Source organism: Draconibacterium sediminis (genome assembly GCF_000949475.1).
Taxonomy (GTDB): Bacteria; Bacteroidota; Bacteroidia; order Bacteroidales; family Prolixibacteraceae; genus Draconibacterium; species Draconibacterium sediminis.
Window position 1 is genome coordinate 44096 of sequence record NZ_JRHC01000011.1, and the last position, 18850, is coordinate 62945.

The 18850-nt window shown below is 38.0% G+C and carries 17 protein-coding genes and 1 pseudogene; 10 read left to right on the forward strand and 8 right to left on the reverse strand.

Features of this window, described 5'->3' with window-relative positions; genetic code table 11:
* Positions 1-117: 117 nt before the first annotated feature.
* From LH29_RS23280 to LH29_RS24200, 7 genes are all read right to left on the reverse strand, one after another.
* Positions 118-1989 carry a sulfatase family protein gene (locus LH29_RS23280; RefSeq protein WP_198152566.1) on the reverse strand — a complete coding sequence of 624 codons (1872 nt, stop codon included), beginning with the start codon at positions 1987-1989 and terminating at the stop codon, positions 118-120.
* A gap of 195 nt (positions 1990-2184) precedes the next feature.
* Positions 2185-3942 carry an arylsulfatase gene (locus tag LH29_RS23285; protein ID WP_052671209.1) on the reverse strand — a complete coding sequence of 586 codons (1758 nt, stop codon included), beginning with the start codon at positions 3940-3942 and terminating at the stop codon, positions 2185-2187.
* Positions 3943-4074: 132 nt separating this feature from the next.
* Positions 4075-4809: an alpha/beta hydrolase gene (locus LH29_RS23290; protein ID WP_157493816.1), complete on the reverse strand. Its 735-nt coding sequence runs from the start codon at positions 4807-4809 to the stop codon at positions 4075-4077.
* Between the two features lie 239 nt (positions 4810-5048).
* Positions 5049-6002, reverse strand: a complete 954-nt coding sequence (locus LH29_RS23295; RefSeq protein ID WP_045033828.1) for a homocysteine S-methyltransferase family protein — start codon at positions 6000-6002, stop codon at positions 5049-5051.
* Between the two features lie 216 nt (positions 6003-6218).
* Complete coding sequence (locus LH29_RS23300) at positions 6219-6854, reverse strand: hypothetical protein (protein WP_045033829.1); 636 nt, start codon at positions 6852-6854, stop codon at positions 6219-6221.
* A 206-nt stretch (positions 6855-7060) separates the two neighbouring features.
* Positions 7061-7735 carry a hypothetical protein gene (locus LH29_RS23305; protein ID WP_157493815.1) on the reverse strand — a complete coding sequence of 225 codons (675 nt, stop codon included), beginning with the start codon at positions 7733-7735 and terminating at the stop codon, positions 7061-7063.
* A gap of 147 nt (positions 7736-7882) precedes the next feature.
* Entirely contained in the window at positions 7883-8581 is a 699-nt protein-coding gene (locus LH29_RS24200; protein WP_052671210.1) for a hypothetical protein, read from the reverse strand.
* Positions 8582-9502: 921 nt separating this feature from the next.
* Between LH29_RS24200 and LH29_RS23315 the strand changes: the two genes are divergently transcribed.
* From LH29_RS23315 to LH29_RS23350, 10 genes and pseudogenes are all read left to right on the forward strand, one after another.
* Entirely contained in the window at positions 9503-10372 is an 870-nt protein-coding gene (locus LH29_RS23315) for a DUF3737 family protein (RefSeq protein ID WP_045033833.1), read from the forward strand.
* Positions 10366-11295 (forward strand): EamA family transporter, encoded by a 930-nt coding sequence (locus LH29_RS23320; RefSeq protein WP_045033835.1) that lies wholly within the window; start codon positions 10366-10368, stop codon positions 11293-11295. The genes LH29_RS23315 and LH29_RS23320 overlap by 7 nt, the downstream gene beginning before the upstream one ends.
* A 2-nt stretch (positions 11296-11297) precedes the next feature.
* Complete coding sequence (locus tag LH29_RS23325; protein WP_045033836.1) at positions 11298-12545, forward strand: DUF418 domain-containing protein; 1248 nt, start codon at positions 11298-11300, stop codon at positions 12543-12545.
* Between the two features lie 45 nt (positions 12546-12590).
* Complete coding sequence (locus tag LH29_RS23330) at positions 12591-13766, forward strand: MalY/PatB family protein (protein WP_045033838.1); 1176 nt, start codon at positions 12591-12593, stop codon at positions 13764-13766.
* A gap of 543 nt (positions 13767-14309) precedes the next feature.
* Positions 14310-14477, forward strand: a pseudogene (locus tag LH29_RS25195) (Arm DNA-binding domain-containing protein); the annotation flags it as partial.
* Positions 14478-14549: 72 nt separating this feature from the next.
* Entirely contained in the window at positions 14550-15251 is a 702-nt protein-coding gene (locus LH29_RS25075; protein WP_198152567.1) for a phage integrase SAM-like domain-containing protein, read from the forward strand.
* Positions 15252-15295: 44 nt separating this feature from the next.
* Positions 15296-15427: a hypothetical protein gene (locus tag LH29_RS25080; RefSeq protein WP_316932504.1), complete on the forward strand. Its 132-nt coding sequence runs from the start codon at positions 15296-15298 to the stop codon at positions 15425-15427.
* 49 nt (positions 15428-15476) lie between these two features.
* Positions 15477-16889 (forward strand): hypothetical protein, encoded by a 1413-nt coding sequence (locus LH29_RS23340; RefSeq protein WP_045033839.1) that lies wholly within the window; start codon positions 15477-15479, stop codon positions 16887-16889.
* A 74-nt stretch (positions 16890-16963) separates the two neighbouring features.
* Entirely contained in the window at positions 16964-17302 is a 339-nt protein-coding gene (locus tag LH29_RS23345) for a helix-turn-helix domain-containing protein (RefSeq protein WP_045033841.1), read from the forward strand.
* Between the two features lie 3 nt (positions 17303-17305).
* Positions 17306-18394 carry a protein rep gene (locus LH29_RS23350; protein WP_045033844.1) on the forward strand — a complete coding sequence of 363 codons (1089 nt, stop codon included), beginning with the start codon at positions 17306-17308 and terminating at the stop codon, positions 18392-18394.
* A gap of 134 nt (positions 18395-18528) precedes the next feature.
* On the opposite strand, the gene LH29_RS23355 is transcribed toward LH29_RS23350, so the two are convergent.
* On the reverse strand, positions 18529-18850 hold a 322-nt coding region (locus LH29_RS23355), incomplete at its 5' end, for a T9SS type A sorting domain-containing protein (RefSeq protein ID WP_045033845.1).

An 18850-nucleotide genomic window follows, 5' to 3' on the forward strand; every position in this document is an offset into this window, starting at 1 on the left:
CCCGACTTAAAACAAACGATTACCTCTATTGTTTGAATAAAATTGGTATGCTTTTTTCACTTCAGTCAGATTTATTAACACCAATTTTAAATTAAATCCTTTCACTCATTTATTAAATTACTGTTCATTTTGCACAGCCCATTCTACACATCGCAAAAGGTAATTTTCGTACATTTTATTTCCTTGTGATTCCTCATTTCTGTTTGTGTAAAAATCAGTTATCCATTTTTCAATGGCCGGACTCTCAAAATCAACAGCTTCAACACTGTTCAACACCCAGGTACGCTCCATCATCGTACTTTTCTCATCCTTAAGAATCCGCAAGTAGATCTTTTCTGCCAGTTCTTTTTCTCCGAGGTGAAACAATGATTCACCAATTAAAACGGCTGTAGCAGCTGCCTCTTCATCGGCCGCAGCTTTTAGTGCCGGCAATGCCGGTTCCGCATTATCAATATGAATCAATAAGCCGGTAGCCCCCCAGTAACGTATTGCTGAATCCTCATGTTTAAGTAACTTGATGTAGTCTTGAATCGATTCGTTACCCGGCTGAGTTGCCAGTTCTGCAGCTGCCAGCAATTCATCAAACGGACAAGCCTCAGACCGCATGTAATCGTACATCGATCCGTCTCCTGCCCTTTTCACATATTCTGTTTCTGGTATCAGCGCCACATCCCTTATCTCTTTCATCCAACGGACATTCTCTTTTCGCATACGTTCCAGCACGTCTTTATAAACAGGATCGCCGGCCAGATTATACAGTTCGTTCGGATCGTTCTCCGTATTGTAAAGCTCTTCAACAGGTTTGGTTTCAAATGCCATACTTTGCAAATCGTTACACTTTCCGGCCAGGTAATAATCTTTCCACGATTGGGCAGAACGGGCATTAAACAAATAAGCCAAATGCTGCAGGTAAATCCTGAAAGGCATATAATTACGAATATATCTGTACTTTTTGTCTCGTACGGCACGGCTCATATCAATACGTTCGTCCATCCGGCTGCGGGTCATATGAACGTAGTCGGGCTCGGGCTCAACTGCATAGCCCAGAAAAGCGTTGCCCTGCATGTAATCCGGTTTTTCGGCTCCGATAATACTTAGCAATGTTGGTGCAAGATCCACAAAACTGATATTGCGATCAACGGCATCGCCCGGTTTTTCTGCCGGAAAATAGTTCTTGTACTTTTCAGGAATACGAACAATAAACGGCACCCATGTTCCGGTTTCGAAAATATAACGTTTGCTGCGCGCCAGCACTCCGCCATGATCGGAATAATAGAATACAATGGTATTATCGGCCAATCCGCTTTCTTCCAGCTCTTTTAACAGTTCGCCAACCTGCGCATCCATATCCTCCACTTTGTCGTAATACTGCGCCCAATCGTGCCGCATCTCTTTTGTATCAGGATGATGCGGCGGCAAAACCACATCCTCCGGTTTGTGCCTTAATTCATCATCCGGAATAAAAGGAAAGATCTGGCTTTCGTGCGTTGTTGTTAAATTAAATATGGCAAAGAACGGTTTGCCTTCAGGACAGTTTTTCCAATGTGCCTTTCGGCTGCACTCGTCCCATATGCTGTTGTAATCACCTTTAAAATTATAATCGGTTTTTACATTGTTGGTGCAGTAATAACCGGCTTTTCTCAGTAACTCCGGATAAGGAATAACCAGTTCCGATTTCGGATAGGTGCTTCTCATTGGCTCGTTTCCGTTCGATGCGGCATAAACACCTGTAATAATTGTATTTCGTGCAGGTGCACAAACCGGGCAGTTGGCATAAGCATTGGTATAACGAAATCCGTCCGATGCCAGTTTGTCGAGGGTTGGCGTAGTGGCAAAGGCATCGCCGTAACACCCTAAATACGGACTGTTATCTTCGCTGGTGATCCACAAAATGTTTGGCCGGTTTTGCTGAGCACTAACATGCATACTCAACAAAAGCGCAAATAATAAAACGATCCGGCTGATTCTTGTCTGATTCAATTTTAGCATTTTGGTTTAGTTTTTTAGCTGATTTAGAACGTTTAATAAACAGTATAAAATTAACGGAAATAGTAACAATAACAACCCCCGGAATTCAGTAAAAACAAAAAGTCCTGCACCGAAAACAGTACAGGACTTTTTGTTTGATAACGGTTTGAATAAACGCCTGTTTTAATGGCGTTTATTTATTCTTACAAGCAGGTTTTAATCAATCTTTTCCATTTCAACCCAAAATGGAAATATGTTTTTTGAGCCAATAGTATAGAATGGTATCAAATCGCAATCCATTTCAGAAAAGAAAACGTTTTTCATCTCAATGATATCTGTATCCTTTTTTTCATTTAGCATTTGTTTTACCAGGGTATTCGTTTCCAGATACATCCTGCCGTTGGCTTTAACAGGCTTTATAAATTTAAATTTTATGTCGTAATGCCCTTCCTCTATGCTAACTTTCCATTTGCCGTATATTTCTTCCTGAGCCCAGATCCCGCGTTGTCCTCCGGCATCATTCCTGTTTAAGATAACCGGATTTTCATGTTTACTACCGATAATAATACGAGGTTGATTGATGAGATTTTCAGAACTTATTAATTCATTATAGGTTTCATCGAGTTCTTGTTTGAGCTTATTGGCAATACTTTCATTTTCTGATACGATATTTTTTTGTTCGTACGGATCTGTTTCAAGGTTGAACAGTTCAAAGTCCTTAACCGTGGCATTATAATTTGTCTTTCCAACCAGTTTATAATTTCCTTTTCGTAGTGCCATGTTATTGTAAAGTTCAGGATAACGTCGTGTCCAGTAAAAAAATAATGATCTGTTATCCCAATCCACCTCTTCACCATCAATTAGCGGAAGCAGACTTTTACCATCAATTATCCGATCATCAGGCAACTGAACATTGCATAGCTGTGCCAGTGTTGGCAATATATCAATATGAGCAGCCGTAGTTTCAATAGCTTTATTCTTCTCAAACGACGAATACCGCATATAAAACGGCACCCGAACACCCCCCTGACAAACATCTCCTTTGCGACCTCGCATGCCCCCTACATATCGGGTTTGTTGCGGGCCGTTATCAGTCATAAAAATAATGAGTGTATTATCTGCAATATCCAGATCATCCAGTTTTTTAAGAAGTTTACCGATATTGTCGTCGATGTTGGTAACCATAGCATACACTTTTCGGGCATCCTCTTTATTTTTTTCGGTCATTTCCGGAAAGGGCCTGTTGTCGTTCCCGAAACCAGAGGCCGGGTCAATTGCTTTGTATTTCTGATAATACTCTTCAGGAACCTGCAGAGGAGTATGCGGAGCGTTAAAAGCGAGATAACAGAAAAAGGGTGATTCTTTATTTTCTTCAATAAATTTCATAGCCTGTTCGGCGAAAATATCCGAGCAATAACCTTCGTAGGCTTCTTTTTTATTGTTGTGCCAAAGTACAGGATCAAAATAACTCTTATCGCCTTTGAAATAGGTTGTAATATCGCCAACTTGTCCCATTCCGCCGGAAAGATGGATCAAAGATTCATCAAAACCCTGATCACTTGGTCTGCTGGGATAATTATCGCCCAAATGCCATTTACCAAACACCCCGGTTTTGTAATTGGCTTGTTTTAGCATTTCGGCAATAGTAAGCTCGTTTGATGCCATTATTGCTCCACCGTTATAAGTATCTCTTACCCCTGTGCGCAACGAATAGCGCCCGGTCATCAGACTTGAACGGGTTGGAGCACATACCGGAGATACAAAAAAGTTAGTAAAACAAACACTTTCAGTGGCAAACTTATCGATTACGGGGGTTTGCACATGTGGATTTCCTGTAATACCAAGGTCGCCATAGCCCTGATCGTCGGTAATGATAATAATAACATTCGGATGTGCTTTATCCCGGGCAAAACCCAATACAGAACACAATAACAAACAAGTTAATACTGCCGGAAAAATAGTTTTAATTTTCATATTTCGGTTTTATTAGGTTTGCTTGTAACGGCCGAATGCGAGCTTCTTTCCTATCAAACCGGTATGCAGTTTGATCGGGCTAAAACCTTTCCAATTTCGCACATTTTGCTGTATTGCCTGCTCCAACTGCTATTATTCAATCTCTATTGAAGTATCATTTTCTATATACCCTAAAGATTGCAGAAAATTATCAGCTTCATAAACCGTTTTCTTATAATTTTCAAAGTTTTTATAATTAAAGAATCCATGCCCCTCGCCTTCATATAAATAAAGCTCACAGATGCTTCCAACTTTTTCCATTACTTTTTTGTAATAATTGGCAGTTTCTACCGGTATTAAATTATCATTCGTTCCCAAAAATAAGATTGTTGGCGGTGCACCTTTCCTGATGTTGTGAAGAGGAGAAAAACTTTTGTATTCATCGCCAATTCTCTCATAACCATAACCACCGGGACCGTTATCAATTACTGGGTTAAAAAGCACTAAGGCATTCGGAATACAGCTCATTGACAAATCATCGGTATCGTCATTATAATCAGTTATCAATGCTGTTGCAGCCGCAAGATGCCCTCCGGCTGAACCACCGGAAGCAATAATTTTATTCGCGTCAATTCCAAAATTCGATGAATTTATTCGGATAAACCGAATAGCAGATTTAGCATCTTTGAGCGATTCAAAAGGTGTTGTATTATTCTTGGTTCTGGTTCTATAATCAACCAGAAAACAGACCAAACCTCTTTTCGAAAAATACTTCGCATGGTTCAGGAATTGAGATCTATCTCCACCTATCCACCCCCCGCCAAAAAAGAAAACCATAGCGGGACAAGCTTTGGCCGAATCAACCTTTTCGGGATAAATTACTTCCATAAATAACCGTGTAGTGTCAATCTGCTTATAAAGTATTTGTTCCTGAGAATAAACATGTGAGCAAGCAACTACTGAGATTATTAATAGAATGAAAATGTTCTTTTTAGGCATCTTTTCTGTTTTTTAATAGTTGGTAACGGTTACCTGAATGTGGTGCAGCCAACTGCAAACTTCAACATATCAAACCATTGCGATTTTGAGTAAATGTAGGAAAGATAAAATTACCTGCAATACCCGGCTTACGTATATTGGTTGTTGTGCTCAGTACTTGTTAATTTTTCTGTAAGTGATTTTATGAACTTGTCATTCGTACCGCAACAACCTCCAAAAATCTTGAAATTAAACTCATTTCGCAGAAAGCACATTTCGTTAATTATTTGGTCGAAATCATCTTGCTGAAGTATATTACAATTGTTTAGTTCCTCAGGAGTCAAAATTGAAGCATTAGATTGAATACCTTTTAAACGCTTCAAAAACTGACTATTCTTATTTTCATCTTGAATTATGCCATGAATTAAGTTTGTTGGGTGAATACAATTTGTCATGTAACAGACCGGATTCGGAAACACTTCATTATCTATCATTTCAATAGCTTTTGATAAAACCGTTCCATCCATCAAGCAACCATCTTTTCTTAGCATAAAACTTATGATATAAGGGATATTAGTTTCTGCAATAGCCCTTGCCATACCTTTAATTTCATTTATTTCAGGCATTATTCCCGCAAATAAAAAATCAATGTCTTTTTCTATAAATTGTGATGTTTGTTGTTTATGAAACAGATATGCATCATTTATCCCCAGAACTTTTTTACCACTGTACGCATCTCCTTTGCATCCCAATAATCCCCCAACAAGGATTTTTTCTGAATATTTGTTATAGCTTTTCTTTATTCGGTTCAGAAAAGCACAAGAATCATCAATAAGGTTTTTGCCATTGAACTGAGAATTTTTTAACGACTCAAAATTCACCTTTCTTGTCGGAGTCATAATCATTATTGGTAAATTATATTCCTGTCCAATATCAATGTATTGTCGGTATAATGATTCCAGCGATTCCGGATGAGTATATATCAATCCTGCATGATTAATGCATTCGTCCATCTCTGCATTAAATTCAGATTTCAGCCTTTCAACTAATGCTCCTTCAGTCAGGATAATTTTTGAACTTTTATATATTTCTTCAAATCTCATAATCTATTTTTAGGGAACTTATACGTCGTATTGTCACAATGGTTGGTACATGTTCTCCTCGCCTCCACTGGTGCGAATCGAAGATCAGCCTCAAGTAAATTTGCAATCCTCACCTCTGTCAACGGCTGAAAAGTTAGTTCATTTCAATTCTACCGAAGACACACCGTCCGTTGGCTGACGGATCGGCGCGAGCGGGGGTAGTTTTTATTTAATATTTTAGTGTCCATAAATTTCCCAGTTAAAATCTAAGTTTGTTTTGCTTTTGTAAGTTTCAATTTTATCTATAATAGATTGTCTGTGAGCAACGCCACACATAAATACGGCATTCCTAAATTTAGTATTCATGCAAAACGAATAAATATTACTTAGCATCGAGTTTTCATATTTATCTATATCATTATTAAATGTTTGAATTAATTCGTTATCCATTAAAATACTATTTTCGTATATACGCATTTCTTCATTTAATTTTATACTCACTTCGCTATTTAGAAAATCAAATCCTTGCATACGAGCCTGGGAATTAAAATTGTCTATCATTTTTTGAAAATGAATATTTTGACAAACAAGGTTGGATTTTTCCTCAAACGAATTGGGAAGTCCTTTTCCAAGCACAGGAACATATTCAAACTGGTGTATTCTACTGTATTTCTGAAGAGCTCTTATTTCCAGTTTTTCATGAAATACTCCATAATTCGAAAATGTATGTTGCTGATATTTCGAATAAGTATCTTCAAGAGCTTCAAGAAAAACGACTTCTGGAGTTATTTTTTCTAAGATTTCGCACAATTCATCGGCACTGCATTTCCCAATTTGCTTATGGACTGTACTTATGAATGTGATACTTTGCATTGAATGATTTTTTGAATTATCTCTTGGTTTAAATTGTGCCCAACGGTGATGCTATGAGGTCATGGGGATAAGACGAGAGTCTGACAAGTCCGACCGAAACTGAGGTGGGGACGAGATTCGACCGTGTCGCCCCGAAGCTTCGGGGCGCACGAAACCAGCCATGACTTATTCCACGTGTTGTGTGTTGGCTTTTAAATTTTGTTTCTTTAGATATCATAATATCCAACCATTATTTCAGCAACTTCTGTTCTGTCATCATAAATTTTACTAATATTCTTTGAAATAGCAGTTCCACTTTCAGTAATTGTCCATTGATTATTTTCTTTTGTCATGAAGTAACTTTTGTCAATATTATATTTTCCCATAAATAACTTTGCCGACACAGTTACATCTCCAGACTTATTTTCGATTGGCTCACTAATAACCAGATAATTCTTAGTTTGGTGAGTTGCAATCCAAAACATTATTTCATCTGTATTCTTATCTGCTTGTTCTAATTGAGGATTTTCAATATCGATATCCATTTGAATGCGTGAAGTATCCCAATTTGTCGCGGGTAAATGCTGAATTTGGTTAAAAATGTACTCTTCAGAATCTTTATAAAACGGATGATTTAAAGGTACTGTAAGATAAGTAAACACCCCAAATCTATTATTCAGAGTATCAAATTCTAAATTATTGTAAGAATTTGCAATCATGATAATTTTGCCAATTGATATTGTATCATTCGTTTCTTTTATAATAAATGTTTTGGATTCAAGTGTTAATCTGTCCTTCAGTATAATATTCAATAATTCATGATTGCGTTCAATTCTGTCAGAGTCAGTTGAGCAACCTTGTAAAAGAAGAATTATAAATATTGATTTGATTATATATTTCATATCGTTTTTAAACTTACACACAACGCTCACTTGCATATGGTCGGGCGGTCCCGATACAATCGGGAGTGTCAGACCCGCAGGAAAGTGGACGCAAGGTCTGACAAGTCAGACCGCAAAAACCCCCGCCTGACATATACAATCCTAGGTTTAAGTTGCTTTTTTTTCATTACTTTTAAGAAGGGGAAGACTTGTGCCACTTGGCAGTTCTTCTGCATTCGCCTGAGTTCTCCATATAATTTGTGCTATTTCGCTTATCCTGTCAACTAGAGGTTTTGCATCTTGTCCAAATTTGCCTAACACAATTCCTGCATCTCCTACCAATCCCCAAAATTTATCTATGGAAGACATTTTTTTGTGAAGTTCTTTTTGAAGTCCCTCAAGTTTATTTAAAAGTCTTTCTTTGTGATTTGCATCGAATAATTGACTTGATGAAATTGAATCTCTCAATTCATTTATTAATTCTTGAATCCGACTTAAATCTCCGTCTGTAAATTTATAAATGAATCCATTCTCGAAGATTCCATTATATTTATTCCTAGCATTTTCAAATTCACTGGTTGATATTTTTTTATCAAAATCAATGTTTATTTCTTGACAGAATCGATGTAAAGATTCAATAGTTTTATGTCTATCACTTTCAATCTTAGGCATGACATAGTTAAGGTCATGGTGCTGAAGAAAGGCATCCAATGCAGCATAGGCGTCAATATAAGAGGAATAGTCATTGTATCTCTCGACGGGTTGGTCTTGAAAATTATAATGTTCAATTATTTCCTTGCAAATCTTCTGTCCAGCCTCGTATTTATTTACTGGAAGGTCGTTAAAAAAGTCTTCGTTAAAAATCATATCTGTCTGGTTTTTAAAATTAAGCCTAACTAGTTAATAGGTACACGAAAACCGAACAATACTTCCATATACAGGAAATTATACCAGGTTTAGGCATACAATATTGAATCTTGTAAGTGCTATTTTCTTTTGTTATTTCAGGGCGCGTATTCAACGGCTATGGTTTTTATTCGGATTTTAAAGTTAGCATAATAAAGAATTAAAACAACACCGGTTTACGTCCTCGCATGTTGTCTATTTCCTTCTTAGTCCGTTAGCCTTATTGTGGGCGGGGTTCCAGGAAGCCTACCAACTCAAAAAAAAACCTAACTAACTGACTACAAGAGCTCCCCGGAGCTCTATTTGAAACTTTCGTAGGACTGCGAAAGTTTCACCGACTACTAATTACTGCTTTCGTACCGCTACAATAGCTCCACCGAGTTCTCAAAAGTCCTTTCGTAGGGCTACGAAAGCTTCCCAGAGTCCTATTTAGTGCTTTCGCAGGCGTACGCTGCCATCAAATAGTTCTATTTACTGCTTTCGTAGAGCTGCGAAAGCCTCTCCGTGTTCTCAAAACTACTTTCGTACTGCTACAATGGTACTTTTGAGGGCTATTTGGTGCTCTCGTAGGGCTACAACTGTACTTTTGAAGGCTACTTGGTGCTTTCGTATGGCTACAAAAGGGCCTTAGCCTACACGCCGGACGCGTTAAAACCTTACAACAGGGGTATAAACCTTACAGGCAAGCCATTGTTATGCAACGCTAATCGATTAGTCATCAATTTACTGCTTATGCAAAATAATGCAAACCCTGCTGTTGTCATTTACTATCAAATCCAACTTCTCATCTACTATTTCTTAAAAAAGACAGAAAAACTGATGTATTTTTAAACCTAATTAAGATATTAGCGTCTTATATTGTTATTAAGAACATAATTCAACATGAAACTATTAGAAAACAGATTTTTTGAAGGAGAACGCCCCTTATTTGCAGCTAAAGGTTTACACATTAAAAAAGTTGAAATCGGTATAGGAGAATCGGCCCTTAAAGAAGCAAGCAACATAATAGCTACCGCTTGTACTTTTAGCGGGAAATACCCGTTTTGGCACAATACAAACAGTATTATTGAGGACTGTTTGTTTACCCCCGGAGGCCGGGCAGCTATTTGGTACTGCAAAGACCTGCGAATGGTAAATACCCGTGTGGAAGCCCCAAAAATGTTTCGCGAAATTGACGGATTGTACCTGAAAAACGTAGAACTAACCGATGCACAGGAATGTACCTGGTGGTGCCGGAACATTGAATTTGAAGACGTAAAGGTGACCAATGGCGATTACATCTTTAAAAACAGCGAGAATATAAAAGTTGATAACCTTACACTTCAGGGAAACTATGGTTTTCAGTACGCCAAAAATGTTGAAATCCGAAACTCGCACCTCAACTCGAAAGATGCTTTCTGGAATACCGAGAATGTAACGGTTTACGACTCGGTAATTGACGGTGAATACCTGGGCTGGCATTCGAAAAACCTGCGCCTGGTTAACTGTGTAATTGGTGGAACGCAGCCTTTGTGTTATGCACAGAATCTGGTGCTTGAAAACTGTAAGATGAAAGAGGATGCCGATCTGGCATTTGAATACAGCACCTTAAAAGCCGAAATTTCAAGTCCGGTTGTCAGTGTAAAAAATCCTTCCACCGGCGAAATTATAGCACACAGCATTGGCGAAATCATCTTCGACGAACACTGTAAAAGTCCCGGGGGCTGCGAAATCAAAGTTCAAAGCGAAGTAAACGTTAAAGGACTATGCTAAACAAAATCGACAAGAAATCAATACAAATCATTTTTGCCTATTTTCTTATTTATGTGGTTTGGGGTTCAACCTACTACTTCATCGGTTATGCATTAAACGACTTCCCTCCTTTCCTGCTTGGTGCAGTGCGCTTTTCGATTGCCGGAGTTCTTCTGCTGGCATGGCGTTATTACAAAGGGGTGAATGTATTTGAGAAAAGCCTGGTAAAAAAATCGGCAGTTAGCGGACTTGTTCTGCTGTTTATCGATATGGCGGTGATTATGCTGGCGCAAAGTTATGTAACCAGCAGCCTGGTTGCCATTATCGCGTCCTCCACTACTATTTGGATACTGCTGCTCGATTTCCCCATGTGGAAAAAGAACTTTAAAAATCCGTTTACCATCGGTGGTATCGTACTTGGTTTTCTTGGCGTTTTACTTTTATACCTCGAACAATATCTGAACGAAAATATCGCCGACATTCATAACATAGGAATCTACATCCTTATATTCGGGTGTATATCGTGGGCTTTGGGTACGCTTTACACCAAATACTTTTCGATGCGCGAAACCAGCACCGATGCATTTGCAGGAGCCGCCTGGCAAATGATATTTGCTTCCATTATGTTTTGGATTTTCTCGACATCGCTTGGAGAAATGAAAACGATAGAAGCCAAAGAGATTTCAATCTCATCATGGGCAGCGGTTGTTTACCTCATTATTTTTGGTTCCATTTTCGCCTACACCGCATATATCTGGTTGTTAAAAGTTCGTCCGGCCGCCGAGGTGGCTACTCACGCCTATGTAAATCCGGTAATTGCGATAATACTCGGTGTATCGCTGGGAAACGAACTGGTTACCGGAATACAAATTGGCGGTCTGGTTCTTATTCTTGCAAGTGTAACACTGGTGCAACTTAACAAACTAAGGTTAGTCAGAAAATAACTATGAGTAACAATCCTACCCCGCTTTCTTCGCGCGAACGTATTGATTACATGGACTTGCTGAGAGGAATCGCGATTTTCGGCATTCTAATCGCCAATTTAAGGTGGTTCTCGCTTTATTCACCGCAAGTGAGCGGGTGGTTTACTTTCGGGGAAATCGATCGTATAGTTCACCTGCTGCAAGGCGTTTTTATCGAAAGTAAATTTTATACCATCTTCAGTATCCTTTTTGGCTGGGGAATAGCACTTCAGATCAACCGCTCGAAAAAAGACGATGCCTCTACCGCCGGCTTCCTTCGCCGCCGACTCTGGTTTATGATGCTTCTGGGAGGAATGCATATGTTTTTTATCTGGGAAGGCGACATTGTTTTTCTTTACGGATTGGTTAGTTTTGTATTGGTAGCACTCCGGAATTATTCCAACAGAACCCTGTTAATCACGGGTATTCTCCTGCTTCTGTCTCCCGTTTTGCTTTATTTTCTGAAGATGAGTTGGCCGTGGGTCAACTACCCTTCCGACTATTTATACAGCCTTGGAGAAAAAGTGTATCAACACTATGGCTGGATTGATCAGGATACCAGCAGAACAGGTGTTTTAAGTGAAAGTACCACCATCATGTCAAACATTAAAATTACCCTGGCTGATGCACCTTACCGTTTTGCTTATTTGTTTGCCGTAAGCCGTATTCCAAAAGTACTGGGTGCCATGTTGATTGGTTTTTATATTGGCCGAACCAATCTGTATTCAAAAATAATGAAGCACAAAATGGTAGTGTTCAGGGCAACCATTGTTGGATTGATTGTTTTTGTTCCACTCAACTACTGGCTCGAAGGTGTTTTGAAAAATGACACCGCCTATTATCAGCGTCAAATCGAAGGTTTGTATCATACCATTGCTGATTCGCTTGTGGTGTTTCCTTTGGCTCTTGCTTACATGACGTCACTGGCGTTGCTGTTCGAAAAGAAGTGGATTCAGACAATTCTGAACCCGGTGCTGGCTGTCGGTAAAACAGCTTTCAGCAATTATGTGTTTCAGAGTATAATCGGAATAATTGTTTTTTACGGAGTTGGTTTTGGTCTGGATCAGCAATTTGGTCCGCTGGCCTGGACTTTTGCTGCGGTAATTATATTTGGTTTCCAAATCATCCTGAGCAATTTATGGCTGAAATATTTCCGTTTTGGCCCATTGGAATGGATATGGAGAAGTTTAACTTACCGGAAAATCCAACCACTAAAACTTGCAAAGGATTAATTGAGGATGTAAATTCAAAGTGAAAAGCGAAGTAAACATTTAATTATGCAACACAATTTCGACGAAAAAATAGTACGCAGAGGCACCAATTCATACAAATGGGATTCAAAAACCAACGACGATATTATTCCGCTGTGGGTGGCCGATATGGATTTTAAAACTGCACAACCAATTATCGATGCACTGACCAATCGCGTGCAGCACGGCATTTTTGGGTACACCAAAGTACCCGATGCCTATTACAATGCAGTTATCAGCTGGTTTAAACGCCGGCACAATTTTACAATCGAAAAAGAATGGATGATTTACACAATTGGTGTGGTTCCTGCCATTTCGGCTACTATTTTGGCTCTTACCGAACCCGGTGATAAAGTAATTGTACAGGAGCCGGTTTACAATTGTTTTTTCTCGTCGATTCGAAATAACAAATGCGAAAGTTTTTCCAACGATCTGATCTACAAAGATGGCAAATACACCATCGATTTCAACGATCTGGAGAAAAAGGCAGCTGATCCGAAAGCTAAAGTGATGCTTTTATGCAACCCGCATAATCCGGCAGGCTGCGTTTGGACCAAGGATGAACTGGAGAAAGTTGGTGAGATATGTTTCCGAAATAATGTAATCGTAGTTTCTGATGAAATCCATTGCGATTTGGTGCACCCGGGATATACGCACACACCGTTCGCATCGCTGGGCCAACAGTTTTTAAAGAACTCAGTAACCTGTGTTGCTCCGAGTAAAACCTTTAACCTGGCGGGATTACAGATTGCCAATATTTTAACCTACGACGCTGAGATCCGCAAAAAGATTGATAAAGCGATCAACATTAACGAAGTTTGCGATGTGAGTCCGTTTGCCGTTGAAGGATTGATTGCCGCTTACACGCACGAAGATTCGGAAAAATGGCTGGATGATTTACGAGCATACTTGTGGGACAATTACCTGCTGGTAAAAGGTTTCTTTTCGGAAAACTTTCCACAATTTCCGATTTTACCACTTGAAGCCACTTATTTGGTTTGGATCGACACTTCTGTTTTAAACATTAAGTCGGAGCAACTAACCGAATTGCTGATAGAAAAAGGAAAGGTTTGGCTTAACGAAGGAACGGTTTATGGCGCAGCCGGAGAAGGTTTTATGCGCCTAAACATTGCCTGTCCGCGTGATGTTTTACAGGAAGGATTGAACAGATTAAAAACGGCATTTGACCAAATTACGGTTTGAAACATTATAAGATAATTGTAAGGATCAATAATAAATTTCAAACTACTAATTACGAGGCGTTTAATCTCTATCCGGGCTTTACAAACATTATTTCATAGCAATCGTAAAAAATATAAAATAGTAGAATTTAAGCAGAATCAATATATTTGCACCGGATTTGACAGTTTTGTTTCTGTACCGAACCTCGTATTTTTGTACCGGTTTGTTATCGAAGCCAAACAAACACCAATCCAACGTTCTGTATTATAACGTAATACTATTTCTACTGGGGCTGACTGGTTTTGACATTACATTCCTATTTTTTCAACAAAACAAAAAATTCACAACACAAACAAAACACACTATTAACCAATCAATTACAAAATCCTTTCAAGTAATAGCATAAATTATACTTTGTAATATTGTTAGTTATTTTTGCTCTATTTTGTTACCCGTTTGTTACTCGTTACCAATTTTTATAGTTACTTTTATGATGGGTAACAAATTAAGGTTGGGTAACAAATAGCAACAAAAAAGAAGCCAAAACTTAAAGAACCAGTTAGAATAAGATTCAAAAAACTGGCAAACGGCAATCAGAGTATTTATTTAGATTATTACAAAGATGGCAAAAGGGAGTATGATTTCTTAAGATTATACCTAATCCCGGAAAAAACACTGATCGATAAGGACAGTAACGCACACACACTTTCACTCGCAAATTCAATTAAAGCGCAAAGAATCGTTACACTCCAAAACGAATCTCACGGATTTAAAACAAAATCAAGCAAGAAAGTTAATCTATGTTTGTACATTGAACGAATTGCCGATGAACAATTAGCCAAAACCGGAAACAGGCAAAGCATGTATCACAGCTTGCTTTCATTAAATCGACACATTAAAGAATATAAAGGTGATAATACAACTTTTTCACAAGTTGATGAGGACTACATCAAAGGTTTTATTTCTTATCTTAAAACGGCTAAGAATAAAGCAATAAAAAAGAATCCTCCACTCATATCCGAAAATACACAACATAAGTTATACAATAAATTTTGCTACATTCTCAGTATTGCCGAACGAGAAGGAGTAGTTGCAAATAATCCGGCAAATAAAATTTCAGTTGCCGATAAACCAAAAGCTAAAGAAGGAAAACGCGAATACCTTACCGTTACTGAGCTTAAACAACTTATTAATACTGATTGCAAACATCCACAATTAAAAGCCGTTTACCTATTTTGTAGTTTAACTGGATTACGTTATAGCGATGCCAAGAAATTGAGATGGGAAGACTTTAGAAAAGATAATAGTGGAGCGACTGAACTACTGTTTCGAATGAAAAAGACACAAGGACAAATGTATTTACAAGTTAGTACCGAAGCTCTTAAGTGGCTACCCGACAGAGAAGATTCATTAGATGAGGATTTAGTCTATGCCCTCCCCCGGAACGATCACGCCAACGAGATATTAAGGCAGTGGGTAAAGGATGCTAAAATAAAAAACAGATAACCTTCCATTGCAGCCGCCATACAGCCGCCACCCTTAATCTATCATTGGGTGTACCACTGGAAGTAGTAAGTAAACTGTTAGGACACACGAAAATATCAACGACACAGATTTATGCGAAAATTGTAAACGAAGCACGAAGGGAAGCCGTTGACAAACAGAATGGACTATTTGATTAATAGCAAAAAGAAGTAATGACGAAAACTAATTCTGTAAACCGCAACAATTATGCAATTATACCAAAGGCACGTAGATAGGATACAATCAATCTGTAATCAGATAAAAGGATTAAAGGAGAAAATAGTCTTTCTTATTGAAGAACAGAATGCTTTTAGACTTCAGAATAAGAATGATGAAGCAGATAATGTTCTGCAATGGTACTCAAATGAAATCGACAAATATAAATTGCTATTACAATTTGAGAACCAATCAAAGCAAAACACGGAACAGAAAACAGAAAATGCAAAAATCGTTTATAATAGTGTTGGAGATATTCGAAAAGCCATAAACACAATTCGGTTCAATTACCGAGATAACGGCTATAAATCAGATGCGTTAATACATTATTACAACCAGGTTAAACAACCAACTCATGTTAAGGATCTTTGTACCAAGGAACTAATTCCTTTTGAAAACTATTTTGGTGAAAATCATAATGAATTGAATGATCCCTACAATCACTGGAATGGATTCTATATAACCCCTCACAAAGTTGATGGATTGAACGATCTTATCAGAAACCGAAGACTAATAGCAGAAAATAATTTCGTGACTGATATTAATCAAATTGCAGAACACATTTTTGCTTACAGAGATGGATTTATTCAGGGTTACAACAAATTCGATTATGATGAAATTGAAGCACCATCGTCCATCTTTAAAAGCGACGACTTAAGCATAAAAAAAGTCATTGCTTACCTCCATGAACACGATATAAACTCAATTGGCAATTTTAGTTTCTCCTTACCCCCTCTTGACAGATATGCTGACACTTATAACGAAGATAAATACTTGGTGCCTAAAATAAACAAGATTCCCATAAGCCAAGAAAATTGCCATAACAACCAAGATTCAAGAATTTGTTCGGAAAGAATACTTCATAACGATCAAGTAACGATAACAGATCAAGGAGGCAAACTGTGTTACTCATGCAATCTATTTGTACTGCCGGAAGCTAAAAAGTGGAAAATGAATGGTTATCATGGAGGCAAACTCTACCGAGCCTGGTACATTGTTCTCTCAAACTATGAGATATTTGATAAATTTCTTAATAGCATTAAAAACCAACCAGTTAACAATGAATATCAATTAAGCGTATCCGATTGGAGCATTGTTTTTTATTACTTAGATGAGGCTGGAACAAAACAGGGACACAAAATTAAACGATTGGAGAAATTCATCGAGGATAACAATGTAGTTAATCCATCGGGCGAGCTAACAACGCCATCAAGTCTCAGAAAAGAATATTACGAAATTGAAAACCGCATTAACGGCAAAAACGACAAAAAGCCGTTACCCCCTGAAAGAATTGAAAATATTTTGCCTTTTTTGAAAAAAAGTAAAAAAGCCCTGCAAACCGCTAAAAATGACATAAAACTGATCACTGATACAAAAGAAGAAAACGAAAAAAACTACTACTAAAACAAGACGTTACCCCGTGATGTTACCCGTTCCCCGGATTCTTATTGCACCCAATAACAATAAAGAATCCGATAATGGAAAATACATTAACATTCGACCAGTTGCCGCAAGCCGTGGCGACGCTTACCAAAGAAATAAGTGAGCTAAAACAACTACTACTCCAAACAAGCACACAACAAACCACTACTCCACCGGAACAACTCTTAACCGTTAAGCAAGCAGCCGACTTTCTTAATCTTTGCGTTCCAACCGTTTACAGTAAAGTAAGCCGTGGCGAATTGCCTGTAATGAAGCGAGGCAAACGATTGCACTTTTCCAATACCGAGTTAATGCAATACCTGAAAGAAGGGCGCAAAAGGACCAATTCAGAGATACAAAAGGAAGCGCAAGACTTCTTACAGAAACGCAGGTAAGCCATGAAAACAGGAGCAGACAATCGTGTTTCTGATGAGGGGCACATCTATACATTAGCAGAAAACGGGACACAAAAAACGGGACAAATCCCCTCAATCGCTCTGGTATCGGGAAAAGGGACAGATATTTCAGAACAAAAACCGTTAGCAAATAGAGCCAGAAGAAAACTAATAACCCGGAAAATGGTTTTGTCATTGATTGATGTTGCTAAGGAAAAAGGAGAAGCGGAAAGAATACAGGCATATTGGAATGCTTACCATTGCCTGAACAATGTTATCGTTTCTGATGGTAAAATGTACGGTAAGTACTGTAAAAACCGATTCTGTACTATTTGCAATGCCATTCGTAAAGCCGATATGATTAAGCGATATTACCCGGTTATGTCGCAATGGGAGGATGTGCAGTTTGTAACACTAACTGTTAAATCCTGCAAAGAAAATCTACTCTATGAAAGAATGGGACGAATGCTAAGGGCTTTTGATCGCATTCATAATCGATGCAAAAAAAGACACCAACGGGGCAAAGGAATAAAACTTGTAGGTGTTAAATCGTTGGAGTGCAACTTCAATCCAGAGATGAAAACATACAATCCCCACTATCATCTAATTGTTCCAAGTAAAGAAGTTGCAGAGTTATTAAAAAAAGAATGGTTAAAACAGTGGCGGCCAATACCTCATAAAAATAGCACCAGATATAAATATACCAATCCAGCAGCTCAAAAAATTATTGCAGTTTACAACTTAGAAACCGCATTAATCGAAACCATAAAATACGGCAGTAAGATATTTACCGAACCCGATGTGTATAAAAAAAGCCAACTGAAAGTACCACCAAAGATTTACGCCCGAGCTTTAGATAATATATTGGTTGCAATGAAAGGTTACCGGATATTCGACCGCTTTGGCTTCAATTTACCTAAACATACAACAAATAGGAGTACTAAAATAGTAACTAATTTTGAGGGCTGGACGTTTCCGAAAGATAGTTATGATTGGGTGAACGACGAAACAGGTGAAGTTTTAACCGGTTATTTACCCCCTATCCAATTAAACTTTTTACTAACTGAATGTATTGATTTGAAGTGTTGCTAATCTCTACGGGAAACTAATCCCGTAGAGATAAGAAGTCAAAAATTTGTTCACAACCACATCCAAATTAAAACCGCAATGAAAGCCATCATGGTTTAAGAATTCATATTAAAAATCAGTTGATAATCTGGTGATCTCTAATGTCTTTTATAAATTAATTTACCACTATAGACCTCATTACCAAGTTTCATCTTATATATATATATTTCACTCACTCTATCTCTTGGGATAAATTGAACATCGTACGAAAGTCCTCCTTCAACGGAATTTTCAAAAATAGTTTGAACCTTTCTTCCAGATACATCATAAATATCTATCCTTACATTGGTATCTTCAGGTGATTCAAATTCAAACTTAATCCAATCTGAGAATGGATTTGGATAAACCTTCAAGGCACTGGTTTCTATATGTTCTACTTCATTTTTTTCAACTTCGGAAGAACTAAATTCAACTGATTTT